12 protein-coding genes are annotated in these 13796 nt (G+C 43.3%); 8 read left to right on the top strand and 4 right to left on the bottom strand.

All coding sequences use genetic code 11. The features are described 5' to 3' along the window. Positions 1 to 47: 47 nt before the first annotated feature. Complete coding sequence (gene rsmG / locus JRG66_RS03295) at positions 48 to 677, bottom strand: 16S rRNA (guanine(527)-N(7))-methyltransferase RsmG (RefSeq protein ID WP_265164323.1); 630 nt, start codon at positions 675 to 677, stop codon at positions 48 to 50. 119 nt (positions 678 to 796) lie between these two features. Here rsmG and JRG66_RS03300 point away from each other — a divergent pair, with 119 nt between their 5' ends. Both JRG66_RS03300 and JRG66_RS03305 read left to right on the top strand, forming a co-directional pair. After that, positions 797 to 1897, top strand: coding sequence for a fatty acid desaturase family protein (locus tag JRG66_RS03300; protein ID WP_265164324.1), 1101 nt, complete (start codon positions 797 to 799; stop codon positions 1895 to 1897). A gap of 34 nt (positions 1898 to 1931) precedes the next feature. After that, entirely contained in the window at positions 1932 to 3119 is a 1188-nt protein-coding gene (locus JRG66_RS03305; protein ID WP_265164325.1) for a pyridoxal phosphate-dependent aminotransferase, read from the top strand. Positions 3120 to 3607: 488 nt separating this feature from the next. Here the strand turns inward: JRG66_RS03305 and JRG66_RS03310 are convergent, their stop codons facing one another. Together JRG66_RS03310 and trkA are read right to left on the bottom strand one after the other, a co-directional pair. Continuing rightward, a complete protein-coding gene (locus tag JRG66_RS03310; protein ID WP_265164326.1) occupies positions 3608 to 5104 on the bottom strand; it encodes a TrkH family potassium uptake protein in 1497 nt (498 codons plus the stop codon). Continuing rightward, entirely contained in the window at positions 5104 to 6453 is a 1350-nt protein-coding gene (trkA, locus tag JRG66_RS03315; RefSeq protein WP_265164327.1) for a Trk system potassium transporter TrkA, read from the bottom strand. The genes JRG66_RS03310 and trkA overlap by 1 nt, the downstream gene beginning before the upstream one ends. A 133-nt stretch (positions 6454 to 6586) precedes the next feature. On the opposite strand from trkA, the gene ubiE reads away from it, so the two are divergent. Continuing rightward, positions 6587 to 7315 carry a bifunctional demethylmenaquinone methyltransferase/2-methoxy-6-polyprenyl-1,4-benzoquinol methylase UbiE gene (gene ubiE / locus JRG66_RS03320; protein WP_265164328.1) on the top strand — a complete coding sequence of 243 codons (729 nt, stop codon included), beginning with the start codon at positions 6587 to 6589 and terminating at the stop codon, positions 7313 to 7315. Positions 7316 to 7319: 4 nt separating this feature from the next. Then, positions 7320 to 8027, top strand: a complete 708-nt coding sequence (gene porT / locus JRG66_RS03325) for a type IX secretion/gliding motility protein PorT/SprT (RefSeq protein WP_265164329.1) — start codon at positions 7320 to 7322, stop codon at positions 8025 to 8027. On the opposite strand, the gene JRG66_RS03330 is transcribed toward porT, so the two are convergent. Further along, positions 8014 to 8754 carry a TrmH family RNA methyltransferase gene (locus JRG66_RS03330; RefSeq protein ID WP_265164330.1) on the bottom strand — a complete coding sequence of 247 codons (741 nt, stop codon included), beginning with the start codon at positions 8752 to 8754 and terminating at the stop codon, positions 8014 to 8016. The genes porT and JRG66_RS03330 overlap by 14 nt on opposite strands. A 37-nt stretch (positions 8755 to 8791) precedes the next feature. On the opposite strand from JRG66_RS03330, the gene tamL reads away from it, so the two are divergent. From tamL to rpsO, 4 genes are all read left to right on the top strand, one after another. Continuing rightward, positions 8792 to 11356, top strand: a complete 2565-nt coding sequence (tamL, locus tag JRG66_RS03335; RefSeq protein ID WP_265164331.1) for a translocation and assembly module lipoprotein TamL — start codon at positions 8792 to 8794, stop codon at positions 11354 to 11356. 43 nt (positions 11357 to 11399) lie between these two features. Then, a complete protein-coding gene (gene fbaA, locus JRG66_RS03340; RefSeq protein WP_265164332.1) occupies positions 11400 to 12467 on the top strand; it encodes a class II fructose-bisphosphate aldolase in 1068 nt (355 codons plus the stop codon). A 63-nt stretch (positions 12468 to 12530) separates the two neighbouring features. After that, positions 12531 to 13388 carry an acetyl-CoA carboxylase, carboxyltransferase subunit beta gene (gene accD, locus JRG66_RS03345; protein WP_265164333.1) on the top strand — a complete coding sequence of 286 codons (858 nt, stop codon included), beginning with the start codon at positions 12531 to 12533 and terminating at the stop codon, positions 13386 to 13388. 126 nt (positions 13389 to 13514) lie between these two features. Then, complete coding sequence (gene rpsO, locus JRG66_RS03350) at positions 13515 to 13784, top strand: 30S ribosomal protein S15 (RefSeq protein WP_265164334.1); 270 nt, start codon at positions 13515 to 13517, stop codon at positions 13782 to 13784. Positions 13785 to 13796: the final 12 nt, after the last annotated feature.

Here is a 13796-nt window from a genome sequence, read left to right on the forward strand (position 1 = left end):
GAACTATAAAATAAGTGGGTGTCAAAAATGACATTTTTGACACCTTCTTACTTTTTGTACTTCAGGGGCAGGTGCACCACTTTTTTAGTTTCAAAAAAATCTTCCTCAAAAAAATCTGGCAGCTCGTAGATCACGGCTTTGGGGTAATCGGCCAGTTCTTCGGTAAGATCTCCGCCTTTTAAGTAGAGAATCCCGTTTTTGAGTTCGTGTTTACTCTGCTTTGCGATCTTTCCGGTAGTCCAGTGCACAAAAGTAGGCATGGCAGCAACCGCACGGCTCACAATAAAGTCATAATTCCCCGGCACTTCTTCTACCCTGGCGTTAGTAGTGTGCACGTTCTTTAAGCCGAGGCCTTCCACCACTTCATTGACCACTTTGATCTTTTTGCCAATACTGTCTACAAGATGAAAATTGGTTTCGGGATGTAAAATTGCCAGCGGAATGCCCGGGAAACCTCCTCCTGTGCCCACATCGAGGATTGAGGCACCGGGTAAGAACTCCTGTACTTTGGCAATTCCCAGCGAATGCAGAACATGCCGCAGGTAAAGCTCATCTATGTCCTTCCGGGAAACCACATTGATCTTGAGGTTCCAGTCCTGGTACAGTTCCTGCAGTTTAGAAAACTTATTCTTCTGATCTTTCGAGAGATTGGGGAAATATTTTTCGAGGAGCTCCAAATTTTTTATTTTTCTTATTTTTCAGCAAAAGTAATTAATTTACAGCATTAATTGTGAAGAGGCATACTCGTTGAGAACTTTAATCTTATACCTTTGTCAATTACATACATAATTTTTTAATGAATACACCCACAGTACGTTTTTCCCGGACAGATTCAGCCAAATTCTTCCGAACCCTCAACAGCAGGGTAAATAGCTATTTTAAAGAAAACAACCTTTCCAAGACCGGAAACTGGAAACTTCACCTTAAAGCCGTGATCATGTTTTCCATTTTCCTAACCCCATATTTCCTGATCCTTACCCTCAACATTTCGCAGTGGTGGATGTTGTTGCTCACTGTAGTAATGGGCATTGGCATGGCCGGTGTAGGCATGAACATTATGCACGATGGCAATCACGGCTCTTACTCCTCCAAAAAATGGGTAAACAAATTTATGGGCGGCACCATCTATGTTTTAGCCGGAAATGTTTACAACTGGCAGGTGCAGCACAATGTTTTGCACCACACCTACACCAATATTCACGGGCACGATGAAGACCTTGATGCCGGCAGGATCATACGCTTCAGCAAACATGCCAGGTGGCACAGCTTTCACAGGTTTCAGCAGTACTATTCGATTTTTTTGTACGGACTGCTCACTTTTAACTGGGCCCTTACCACAGATTTTAAGCAAACCAAAAGGTACCTTGCCCGAAAACTTTCCTACGGAAAAATGCCGAACCCGGTGAAGCAGTGGAGCATAGTTGCAATCACTAAACTCATTTATGCCGCTATCTGGATTGTGATTCCCATGCTCATTCTCTCTATCGCCTGGTGGAAGATCCTTATTGGCTTTTTTATTATGCACTATACTGCAGGCCTTATTCTAAGCGTGGTTTTTCAATTGGCACACGTTGTGGAAAAAACCGATATGCCTTTACCCGACAATACCGGCTCTATGAAGAACACCTGGGCCATCCACCAATTGTTCACCACGGTGAATTTCTCTACCAAGAACAGGATTGTGAACTGGTTTACCGGCGGATTAAATCACCAGGTGGAACACCATATTTTTCCGAATATTAGCCATATCCATTACAGCAAACTCTCAAAAATAGTAAGGGAAACTGCCAAAGAATGTCAGCTCCCATACAACGAGTACAAAACAACGCGGGCAGCCATTGCCGCTCATTTTCGCCATTTGCGCGAAATGGGCATGAAGCCTTCAGTATCATCATAATTTTCAATCCACATAACTATCAACCTTTTTAAACATGTACCAACTATCCGATCGCATTAACAACATGTCTACTTCTCAAACTTTGGCAATGGCTGCCAAAACCAGAGAACTCAAGGCAGAAGGAAAAGACGTTATAGGCCTTAGCCTGGGAGAACCCGATTTTAATACTCCCGATTTTATTAAAGATGCCGCCATTAAGGCCATCAATGAAAATTACAACGCCTACACCCCGGTAGACGGTTACGTGGAGCTTAAAGATGCCATTATCAACAAGTTCAAGAGAGACAATGGCCTCACTTATGATCGCTCACAAATTGTTGTTTCAACAGGAGCCAAGCAATCTTTGGCCAATGTGGCTATGGTAATGCTCAACCCCGGCGATGAGGTGATCCTGCCCTGCCCTTACTGGGTGAGCTATGCCGAAATTGTCAAACTGGCCGAGGGCGTTCCCGTAGAAGTACCTACCTCTGTGGAGTCAGATTTTAAGATGACACCTCAGCAACTTGAAGCCGCCATTACGCCAAAGACCAAAATGTTGTGGTACAGCTCCCCTTCCAATCCCAGCGGGATGGTGTACAGCAAAGAAGAGCTCCGCGCTTTGGCCGATGTGCTGGTAAAACATCCGCAAATCATTGTGGTAAGCGATGAAATCTACGAACATATCAACTTTGTTGGAGGCCACGCTTCAATGGCTGAGTTTGAAGATATGTACGAGCGTGTGGTCACCGTGAACGGAGTTTCAAAAGCTTTTGCCATGACCGGGTGGCGAATTGGGTACATTGGTGCTCCTGCCGAGATCGCAAGAGCCTGCAACAAAATGCAGGGGCAAATAACCAGCGGTGCAAACTGTATCGCGCAGCGCGCCGTGATCACTGCCCTTGAAGCCCCTGTGAGCAATATACAGTATATGATCGACAGGTTTAAGAGCCGCAGGAAGCTGATCATAGACCTTATGTCTGGCATTGAAGGTTTTGCCATTACAGAGCCCGAAGGTGCTTTCTATGTTTTCCCCGATGTCTCTTATTTCTTCGGAAAGACCATTAAAGGCCACGAGATAAAGGATGCTACAGATTTTTCAATGTTCCTGCTGGAAGAAGCTTTGGTAGCCACAGTAACCGGAGATGCCTTTGGAAGCCCAAACTGCATCAGGTTCTCGTATGCCGCCAGTGAGGCTGAAATAGAAGAAGCCATGAAGCGCATCAAAAATGCCCTTTCTGAATAATAATTTTTTCTGAAATTTATAAAAGGATCCCTGCTGAAGAAGTGGGGATTCTTTGTTTATGCCTGAAGTACATCAGGAAATAACCTCTTTAAAATGGCATTTTTAAAGAACATTTTTAACCTGAAATCTGAAAATTTGAGGTTGAAATGAACCATACGTATCACGGATTGCAAATCCGCGACAACTCCACAATTCAAGATTCAGCATTTAAAATTCAGGATTAATTAGCGCGTTGAATAGTCTGATTGAATGACAATCGCGAAAAAATACTTTCCAAAAGTGCCACTTTTGAAGCACATTTTTCTTGCTGAATTGCAGAAAGCGTCTCGTTTAGGACTTGAGGGATTCAAGATTCAGGATTTAAAATTCAGGATTATTCCGCTACTCAATACTCTATACTAAGTACTTAATACCAGACACTCATACTGCCTACTGGCACTGAGCACTGTGAACTGAGAACTGAGAACTGAGCACTGAAGACTAAAATTTTATCGGTTTCTCCAGAAGAATGGGGTTAAAAGTATGAGCACGGTAAATAATTCCAGCCTTCCTATCAGCATAAGAAAAGAACACCACCATTTGCCCTGGGGCGGCAAGGAATCAAAATTGTTCACGGGGCCAAGATCTCCAAAAGCAGGGCCTATATTCCCAAGCGCAGATGCCGCACCTCCAATTGCAGTCTCAAAGTCAAGCCCCATGGAAGCCAGCACCAAAGCTCCAATTATGAAAGACAGCATATAGAGTATGAAGAAGCCCAGGATATTGAAAACAATCTTCTTACTAATACTTTTTCCATTGTAGTGTACTGGGAGCACAGCGTTGGGATGCAGGGTCCTTTTAAATTCAATAAGGCCATTTCTAATCATGATCACGTGCCGCATGACCTTTACCCCACCGGCTGTAGAGCCTGCCGACCCTCCGAGAAAGAACAATCCGAAGAAAAAGACAGTGAGAAAGGTGGTCCACAAAGTATAATCGGCCGTAACAAAACCTGTGGTAGTTACAATTGCCAGCACCTGGAACAGAGAATGCCTAAAAGCACTTTCAAATTCTCCCAAAATCATGGGATGGTCTATAGAAGAAATAAAAGGATCAGCTTTAAAAAAAACGATTAAAGCCGCAATGACAGTAAAACCGACAATAAAGTAGGAATACCATTTAAATTCTTCATCTTTAAAAACTTTCCTGAAATTCCCTTTAAACCCAAAGTAGCTTATCACAAAATTGGTCCCCGCGAGGAACATGAACAGAGAAATAATGTACTGCACCAATGGATTGTCATTCCAGTAGGCGACGCTGGCGTTTTTGGTAGAAAATCCGCCGGTAGAAAGGGTGCTTAGCGAGTGGTTCACGGCATCAAAAAGTCCCATTCCGGCGAGGTATAACAGGATGGTTTCAGCAAAAGTGAGTCCTACGTAAATAAACCAGAGCCTTTTGGCGGTATCGGTAATTCTAGGTTTCAGTTTATCGGCGCTGGGCCCGGGGGCTTCAGCAGCAAACAACTGCATCCCTCCAATTCCCAGGAGGGGAAGAATGGCAATTGCCAGCACGATGATTCCCATCCCGCCAATCCAGTGGGTTAAGCTGCGCCAGAAGAGCAGCCCTTTTGGAACAGATTCAATGTCATTTAAAATGGAGGCTCCTGTAGTGGTGTAGCCCGACATGGTTTCAAAAAAGGCATTTGTGAAAGACGGTATTCCGCCGGTGAGCACATAAGGCAGGGTCCCGCTCAAAGCCATGAAAATCCATCCGAAGGTAACAATAAGGTACCCGTCCTTTTTTTTAACTTCCTTGGTGTGGCCACGGGTAAGAGCCATTGCCAGGCCTCCCACGCCCATAGTGATCAAGGCAGCCTGTAAGATCCCGAAGCTCGCGCCATCCTGGTAATAAAAACTAACCCCGGCGGCAGTGAGCATAAACCCTCCATTGCACACCATGAGCACGCCCATGATATGACTAATTATAGGCTTGTTAAGTCTAGGCATTAGAGAAACAATTTTTCTACTTTGTGAATGGCGTGCGGCAAGCAGCAAATAACAATACGGTCGCCTGGAAGAATCCGGAAGTTACCCAGGGCAATCACTCCAATTCCGTCTCTTATAACCCCGCCAATAATGGCCGATCTTGGAAAATCGAGATCTATGATCTTCTTATTTGACACTCTTGATGTGGGTTTTACGATGAATTCCAGCAGCTCGGCATCCATATTGCTTAGCCGGGTCATGGCGACTACTTCCCCTTTCCTGATATATCTAAAAATATTACTTGCCGCCAACAGCTTTTTATTGATAAGCGTGTCTATGCCTATTGAATGGCTTAGCTGAAAATAATCCATATTCTCAACCAGGGCGATGGTTCGCTTCACATTTTTGGATTTAGCCACCAGGCAGGTCATAATATTGGTTTCAGAATTTCCCGTTACCGCAATAAAGGCATCCATATCCTGAATACTTTCTTCCTCCAGCAATTCTACATTACGGCCATCGCCGTGAATAATTAAAGCTTTTGGCAGTTCATCGGCAAGATCGAATGCGGTATTCTTATCGCTCTCAATGAGCTTTACGTTCATTTTCTTTTTACAAAGATCCATTGAAGCCTTGCGCCCAATCTTGGACCCACCCAGGATCATGACGTTCTTCATGTTCTGGCGTTTCTTTCCGGTTAGCTTATATAGGTCACTTACCCCGCCGCGTGTGGTTACAAAATACACCTGGTCACCTTCCCTGAAAGTGGTATTTCCCCGCGGGATATGAGTTTCTACGGTATCTTTTCGGCGTAAGGCAATGGGCATAAAATGAATTCCCGGAAAGATCTTGGCAGTTTCCTTAACCGATTTCCCTACAAAAGCCGCCGATTCTGAGAGTGTTAAACCCACCATGGTAAGGGCACCGTCTTCGAACTCGTAACTGTCGTTAAAAGCCGACTGATTCAGCAGTAGTTCAATCTCCCGCGCAGCAAGGGCTTCAGGAGAAATGAGTTCATCGATCCCAAACTGGGTGAAACCTATCTCATCTTTTCCCTCTAAAAATTCGGTATTTGCAATCCTGGCAATGGTGCGCTTTGCACCCAGTTGTTTCGCCAAAACACAAACCGTAATATTCGTGGTTTCACTGCTGGTTACCCCAATTAAAAGGTCAACATCCTTTACCTGCGCATCTTTAAGGACCGCAATTGAGGTAGCATCTCCGCGTAAAGTACGTATATCAAGGTGCGCATCGGCATAGATAAGATTCTCACGATTAACATCAATAAGCGTGATGTCTTGTGATTCATACGACAAAAGCTTGGATAAATGGAATCCTACCTCACCGGCACCGGCAATGATTATTTTCATAAGGAACAAGTAAGTTCAAGAGGCACAAAGTTAAGGTATTTCAACTGACGAAAACAAAATAGCCTATAAGTATTTGGTTTACAGGCTCAGCATTTGAAAGAGAAACATGTATCTTTGGCCAAAATTTTTTCGCATGAGCAAGAAGGTTACACCATACAAAGATTCCAGTTTAAACAAGAAGAAACAGGTAGAACAAATGTTTGATACCATCTCTACCAACTATGACGGGTTAAACCGGGTTATTTCTTTTGGAATTGATGTAAAATGGCGTAAAAGAGTAATAAAAATTATTTCTGAAACCAATCCTGATTCTGTTCTTGATATTGCCACCGGAACTGGCGACCTGGCGATAAGCCTGGCAAAAACCGGGGCAAAAGAGATTGTTGGGCTCGATCTTTCTGAAGGAATGCTGGCTGTAGGTAGAAAAAAGATCGAAGAAGAGAAACTCACCGGTCGCATAAAGATGATACAGGGAGATTCTGAAGCTTTACCTTTTGACGACAATAGTTTTGATGCTATTTCAGTTGCCTTTGGAGTGCGAAATTTTGAAAATCTTGAAAAAGGGCTTTCTGAAATATTACGGGTTTTAAAACCGGGCGGGATTTTTGTCATTTTAGAGACCTCTGTCCCTACAAAATTTCCTTTTAAACAGGGATATCATTTCTATACAAAAAACCTGCTCCCCTTAATTGGCAAGCTCTTTTCTAAAGATAAGGTGGCGTATAGTTACCTGAGTGAAAGTGCCGCTGCTTTCCCTTACGGAGAAAAACTGAACAATATTTTAAAAGAAATCGGGTTTATAGAGGTACAACACAAGCCTCAAACCATGGGAGTGGCGACTATTTATTCGGCATCAAAATAAGATCATGAAGAAGTTTTTAATTGCGGCATTTGTATTATTCGCGGCTTTGCCGGCACGTGCCCAGCTTTTTGGCGGGGAAGATGTGATCAATAATCCAAATTTTGATATGCAGCGTTTTTCCTGGGGGTATTTTCTAGGGTTCAACACTTATGATTTTGATTTTGATTATAAGGACTATATTGAAGGAGCAGCCCTAGGGAAAGATTTCCATGTAGACCGCACCATAGGTTTTAACGTGGGTTTAATCGGGAATATGCGTCTTAGCGACCATCTCGACCTGCGCCTGGAACCCGGCGTCTCATTTAACAGGATCAACTTTCAATTCACAAAGGCCGATCAAAGTTCATTTAGAGAAATCAACTCCACCTTTGTACACATTCCTCTTTTGCTGAAGTTCTCCACCACCCGTATTAACAACTTTAAACCTTTTGTAGTAGGAGGCGTGTCTACTTCTCTAAACCTCTCCAGTAATGAGAATAACCCTGAAGACAACAGCGATGGGCAGTTTAGAATGACCACGAATAATTTCTACTATGAAATTGGCTTTGGAATTGATCTTTACCTCTACTACTTCAAATTCACCCCGTCTATAAGAGGTGTTTTTGCCATTAATGATGAATTGATTAGGGATGATAACAGCGGTTACAACTGGACAAAAAATGTAGAAAAAATGTCTTCGCGCGCTGTCTTTATCAACTTTACTTTCCAGTAGGTTTTCTCCTGTTAAACTCGCTTAAGAAAATGGCAGCGGCTGTCGCTACATTCAGGCTTTCGGTCATGCCTTTCCCAAATTGCGGAATATTCAGCTTGTGAGTAATGAGAGCCTCTACTTTAGCCGAGATCCCATTGCCTTCGTTCCCCAGCACCACTACCCCTTCAGGAGAAACTGACTGGCCGTAAACATTCTCTCCTTCCAAAAATGTGCCGTAGACCGGTCTTTCTTCTGGGAGATTTCGCAGAAATTCGGTTAGTTCAAGGTAATGTACCTTTACCCTTGCTATAGAACCCATGGTTGCCTGCACCACCTTTGGGTTGTAGCAATCTACCGTGCCCGGCGAACAAATAAGATCCTGAACCCCAAACCAGTCGCACAACCGGATAATAGTTCCCAAATTCCCCGGGTCCTGAACATCATCCAGCACCACCTGTAAACCTTCAGCTTTAGGTTGCAATACTTCGGGAATATGAAAGATCGCCAATGCCGTTTGTGGACTTTGCTGATTACTTACTTTTTTGAGCTCGGCTTCAGAAATGAGCTGCGTTTTCCCTTCCGCAGCATCAAAAATATCTTCAGCAGTAAATAACGAATGAAGTTCTAAAGGAGAAGAAAGCAGTTCAAAAATGCCCTTTTTGCCCTCTATGACAAACAGCCCGTGCCTCGTCCTGTACTTTTTTTGTGACAGGCTTTTTATAAGTTTAATTTGGCTTTTGCTAAACATACCAAAGTTGTATTTTTGAGCACATTAAATAGGCTACTTGAAACATTTACGGGCAAAAATATCATTAATTCTTTTAACTGCTTTATTTCTTTCTTCCTGTAACGCTGTAAAAAGAGTTGAAGATGATCAAAGGCTGCTTAAGGAAAATACCATTTATGTAGATGGCGAGGAGATTTCTCAAAGGAATATCTACAACCAGCTTTACCAGGAGCCAAATAAGACATTTTTGGGGCTTCCGCTACAGCTCTACCTTTATAACCTTGCAAATCCCAATCCTGACACCACTTACCTGAACTGGCTTCAGAAAAAACCCAAACGGGCTGAAAGCTTAGCTGATATTCTTTCTGAAAAACAGGTAGTAAGACTGGGGAACATCTACGTCAATATCAACGAATGGATCAAAGAAACCGGTGAACCCCCGGCAATTGTAAGTGAAGAAAAAAGCGAACGATCTGCCGAACGGCTGAAGGCCTGGTACTGGAACAATGGCTGGTTTAATGCAGAGACCGACTACGAGATCATACCCACCAGAAAAAAAAGAGCTAAAGTTAATTATTATGTTACGCCAAAACAGCCGTATTTTATAGATTCCGTAACTACAAAAATAGCTTCGGTGGTGGCCGATTCCATTTATGAAGCCCATAAAAGAAATTCCTTGATCGTACCCGGGCTTCAATACAAAACCCAGGATTATGGAGCCGAGAGAGAACGCCTCACCCAGCTCTACCGCAATAACGGCCTGTATCATTTTGAACAGGAATATATAAGTTTTGAGGCCGATACCATAAATACCGAACATAAAGTAAGCACCACGCTTATTATTCAAAACCGGGAAGCCACGGTAGACGGGGTGGAAACACGCATCCCTTACAAAGTGCACAAGATAAGTGACGTAAACATCTTTCCCGATTACCGTTACGAAAATCGCACTGAACCCATCACAGATACTGCCTCTAACGAAGGTTATAAAATTTACAGTTTTGATAAACTGCAGTACAAACCCGGCGCCCTTACCAACGCGATCTTTATTAGTCCCGGCTCCATATATTCGGATGCCGACAGAACCCTCACGTATAACCGCCTCAACCAGTTAAGGATCTTTAAGTACCCCAACATCCAGTACATGCAAGATCCAACAGATACAACGGGCACGGCGCTTATTGCCAATGTTTTTCTCACCCCGCGCCAAAAATATTCGCTCGGGTTCGAATTCGACCTTTCCCAAAGTAATATTCAGAAGTTCGGAATTGGTTTTGGCGGTTCGCTGTTAATCAGGAATGTTTTTAGAGGGGCCGAAATTCTTGAAATCTCGGGTCGTGGAAGCATTGGTTCATCAAAAGACGCCGCAAATGATTCAGACAGGTTCTTTGACATCACCGAAATTGGAATGGATGTAGACCTCACCTTGCCCCGTATCCTGTTCCCTGTTTCAACCGAAAAATTCATCCCTAAGTACATGTACCCTTTTACCACCCTGGGTGCCGGTGCCAGCACGCAAACAAACATTGGTCTTGACAAGCAGAGTTTTACTGCTGTGATGAATTACAGGTGGCTACCCAATGATAAACTTACCCATCTCCTGGACCTGGTAAATATTCAGTACGTGCGCAATCTAAATGTAGATAACTACTTTAATGTTTACCGCAATTCCTATCTCGAGATTAATGAAATAGCCACATCAGAAAATGTAAGTGCTGCTGAAGAATTTTTCACCACGAACGAGCAGGGGGAGCGATTTCTTCAAATTCCTGAAGGTGCCGACGGGTTTCTTAGGGCATCACGCCGTGGCCAGGTGGAAGGTTTAACCGGAAGCCAGTCTGAGATCCTCAACGATCTAAGGGAACGAAAGAACAGGCTTACTGAAGACAACCTCATTTATGCCACCAATTTTTCTTACATCCTCAATAAAAAAGAGAATATCTACGATGAAGATTTCTCAAGGTTACGGGTAAAATTAGAAGCAGCAGGAAATTTTTTATCGGCTGTTTCCAAGCTCACCGGGATAAAAAAAGACGACAGCGACCGGTACAGTATTTTTGGCGTAAACTTTTCCCAGTACGCAAAAACGGAGATCGACTACATAAAACACTGGGATCTTGGCCGTGATAACGTAATTGCCATTAGAACTTTTGGCGGGATCGCCATTCCCTACGGAAACTCCAACAGCATTCCTTTCATTAGATCCTTTTTTGCCGGCGGCCCTAATGACAATCGTGCATGGCAGCCATATTCACTGGGCCCCGGAAGCAGTGGCGGCCGAAATGAGTTCAATGAGGCCAACATGAAATTAGCACTGAGTGCCGAGTACAGATTTAACCTTTTTGGAGACCTCAACGCAGCTGTTTTTGCAGATGCCGGGAATATCTGGAATGTTTTTGATGTTGTAGAAGAAGAGGCTTCAACCTTTACAGGCTTTTCTGACCTGCAGGAACTCGCCCTGGGAACAGGCGTGGGTTTCCGCTATGACTTTGACTTTTTTGTACTGCGGTTCGACATAGGTTTTAAGACCTATAACCCTGCCCTTGAACCCGAAGACAGGTGGTTTAGCGGATACAAACTTTCACAAGCCGTGTATAATGTAGGAATCAATTATCCTTTTTAACCCGAGGATTTTTCTTATTTTTGTTAACCAAATAATAATAATTATGAGTAATAATATCAAACCCGGGGTTGCCACTGGACAAGAGGTGCAGGAAATCTTCAAATACGCAAAGAAAAAGAATTTCGCCCTTCCCGCTGTCAACGTCATTGGTTCAAGTACCATTAATGCTGTACTTGAAACAGCAGCCGAACTTAATTCCCCCGTCATCATACAGTTCTCCAATGGAGGAGCACAATTCAATGCCGGTAAAGGTCTTTCCAATAAAGATGAGAAAGCCGCTATAGCAGGAGCTGTTGCCGGTGCAAAACACGTACACGAACTGGCAGAAGCTTATGGAGCTACTGTTATCCTTCACACAGACCACTGTGCGAAAAAACTTACCGGATGGGTAGATGGCATGCTTGATGCCAGCGAAAAACATTTTGAGCAGTTTGGAAAACCTTTGTTCAGCTCTCACATGCTCGATCTTAGCGAAGAATCTCTGGAAGAAAATATCGAGACCTGTAAAAAATACCTTGAGCGCATGAGCAAGATGGGTATGACCCTCGAAATCGAACTTGGGGTTACAGGAGGTGAAGAAGATGGGGTTGACAATACCAACATCGACTCTTCAAAACTTTACACCCAGCCAGAAGAAGTGGCATATGCTTATGAAGAGTTGAGCAAAGTGAGCAACCAGTTCACTATCGCTGCAGCTTTCGGAAATGTTCACGGCGTTTATAAACCCGGAAATGTGAAATTGACTCCGGTGATCCTTAAAAATTCCCAGGATTTTATTTCTGAAAAATACGGTGTTGAAAAGAACAGCATAGACTTCGTTTTCCACGGCGGAAGTGGCTCTACAGTTGAAGAAATAAGAGAAGCAATTGGCTACGGCGTTATCAAAATGAACATTGATACAGACCTTCAATATGCTTACCTTGAAGGCATTCGTGACTACATGAGCGAAAAGGCCGATTACCTGAAAGCACAAATTGGCAATCCTGAAGGTGCCGATTCTCCAAATAAAAAACATTACGATCCAAGAAAGTGGGTTCGTGAAGGAGAATTGACCTTTAAGAAGCGCCTAAAAAAGGCTTTTGAAGACCTGAATAATATTAACACCCTGTAATAAAACTAATTAGAGGTATGGCCTGAAGATTTTCGGGCCATACCTTTTTTAATCTCATTCACCATGGCTTGGTTTAGAAGAACACAAAAGGGAATACAAACTGCCACCGAAGACAAGAAGGATGTGCCGAAAGGTTTGTGGTATAAATCCCCCACCGGAAAGATCGTAGATGCAGAACAGCTGGAGAAAAATTTTTATGTGAGCCCCGAAGACGGGTACCATGTGAGAATTGGAAGTAACGAATACTTCAAGATTCTTTTTGACGACAACAAGTTCACCGAACTCGACAAAAATCTTTCATCCCGTGATCCGCTGGACTTCGAGGATACTAAGAAATACACCGATCGCCTGGAGGATGCCCAGAAAAAGACAGGTTTAAAAGACGCTGTTCGCACTGCTGTGGGAAAATCAAAAGGCAAAGAGCTGGTTGTGGCCTGTATGGATTTTGCCTTTATTGGAGGCTCTATGGGTTCTGTAGTTGGAGAAAAAATCTCCCGGGCTGCAGATTATGCCCTTGAACACAAAATTCCGCTTATGGTGATCTCCAAATCTGGAGGCGCCAGGATGATGGAAGCAGCTTATTCTTTGATGCAGCTGGCAAAAACTTCAGCAAAACTGGCACAACTGGCCGATGCCAGAATTCCTTACATCTCCCTTTGTACAGATCCCACCACGGGTGGTACCACGGCATCATTTGCCATGCTGGGAGACATTAATATTGCCGAACCCGGTGCCCTAATAGGTTTTGCCGGCCCCCGGGTGGTAAAAGACACTACGGGTAAAGACCTGCCCGATGATTTCCAGACTTCCGAATTTCTTTTGGAACACGGCTTTTTAGATTTCATCACTAAAAGATCTGAGTTAAAAAATAAGGTTAACCAGTACATAGACCTCATTTTGAACAGGCCGGTAAGGGCTTAAAAATGGCATTTTTGACTGGTAATCAGAAAATTAAAATTTTATCCCGCAAATATCTTATAATATACTATATTTGCGGCCTGGCAGAAAACCTGTCAATACATAAAAATCATTAAAATTAATATTGGAATGTATTTAACTAAAGAAGCAAAAGAAGAACTTTTTGCAAAACACGGCAAAGGAAAGAACGACACAGGTTCTGCCGAAGGGCAAATCGCCTTATTCACTCATCGTATTGAACACTTAAGTCAGCACTTAAAGAACAATCGTCAGGATTTTAATACAGAGCGGTCACTTGTTAAATTAGTAGGTAAAAGAAGAAGCCTGCTTGACTATTTAATGAAGAAAGATATCTTGAGGTATCGTGCGATCGTTAAAGAATTAGGATTAAGAAAATAACTAAAAGGGGCT

Origin of the sequence: Salinimicrobium tongyeongense, from assembly GCF_026109735.1 — a bacterium.
In the GTDB taxonomy this organism is placed as follows: Bacteria; Bacteroidota; Bacteroidia; order Flavobacteriales; family Flavobacteriaceae; genus Salinimicrobium; species Salinimicrobium tongyeongense.

What these genes read in the sequence shown, in the direction of transcription:
- JRG66_RS03300 (WP_265164324.1), top strand. Translation starts at nt 797, where the DNA reads ATGAATACACCCACAGTACGTTTTTCCCGGACAGATTCAGCCAAATTC.
- JRG66_RS03305 (WP_265164325.1), top strand. Translation starts at nt 1,932, where the DNA reads ATGTACCAACTATCCGATCGCATTAACAACATGTCTACTTCTCAAACT.
- JRG66_RS03310 (WP_265164326.1), bottom strand. Translation starts at nt 5,104, where the DNA reads ATGCCTAGACTTAACAAGCCTATAATTAGTCATATCATGGGCGTGCTC.
- trkA (WP_265164327.1), bottom strand. Translation starts at nt 6,453, where the DNA reads ATGAAAATAATCATTGCCGGTGCCGGTGAGGTAGGATTCCATTTATCC.
- ubiE (WP_265164328.1), top strand. Translation starts at nt 6,587, where the DNA reads ATGAGCAAGAAGGTTACACCATACAAAGATTCCAGTTTAAACAAGAAG.
- porT (WP_265164329.1), top strand. Translation starts at nt 7,320, where the DNA reads ATGAAGAAGTTTTTAATTGCGGCATTTGTATTATTCGCGGCTTTGCCG.
- JRG66_RS03330 (WP_265164330.1), bottom strand. Translation starts at nt 8,754, where the DNA reads ATGTTTAGCAAAAGCCAAATTAAACTTATAAAAAGCCTGTCACAAAAA.
- fbaA (WP_265164332.1), top strand. Translation starts at nt 11,400, where the DNA reads ATGAGTAATAATATCAAACCCGGGGTTGCCACTGGACAAGAGGTGCAG.
- accD (WP_265164333.1), top strand. Translation starts at nt 12,531, where the DNA reads ATGGCTTGGTTTAGAAGAACACAAAAGGGAATACAAACTGCCACCGAA.
- rpsO (WP_265164334.1), top strand. Translation starts at nt 13,515, where the DNA reads ATGTATTTAACTAAAGAAGCAAAAGAAGAACTTTTTGCAAAACACGGC.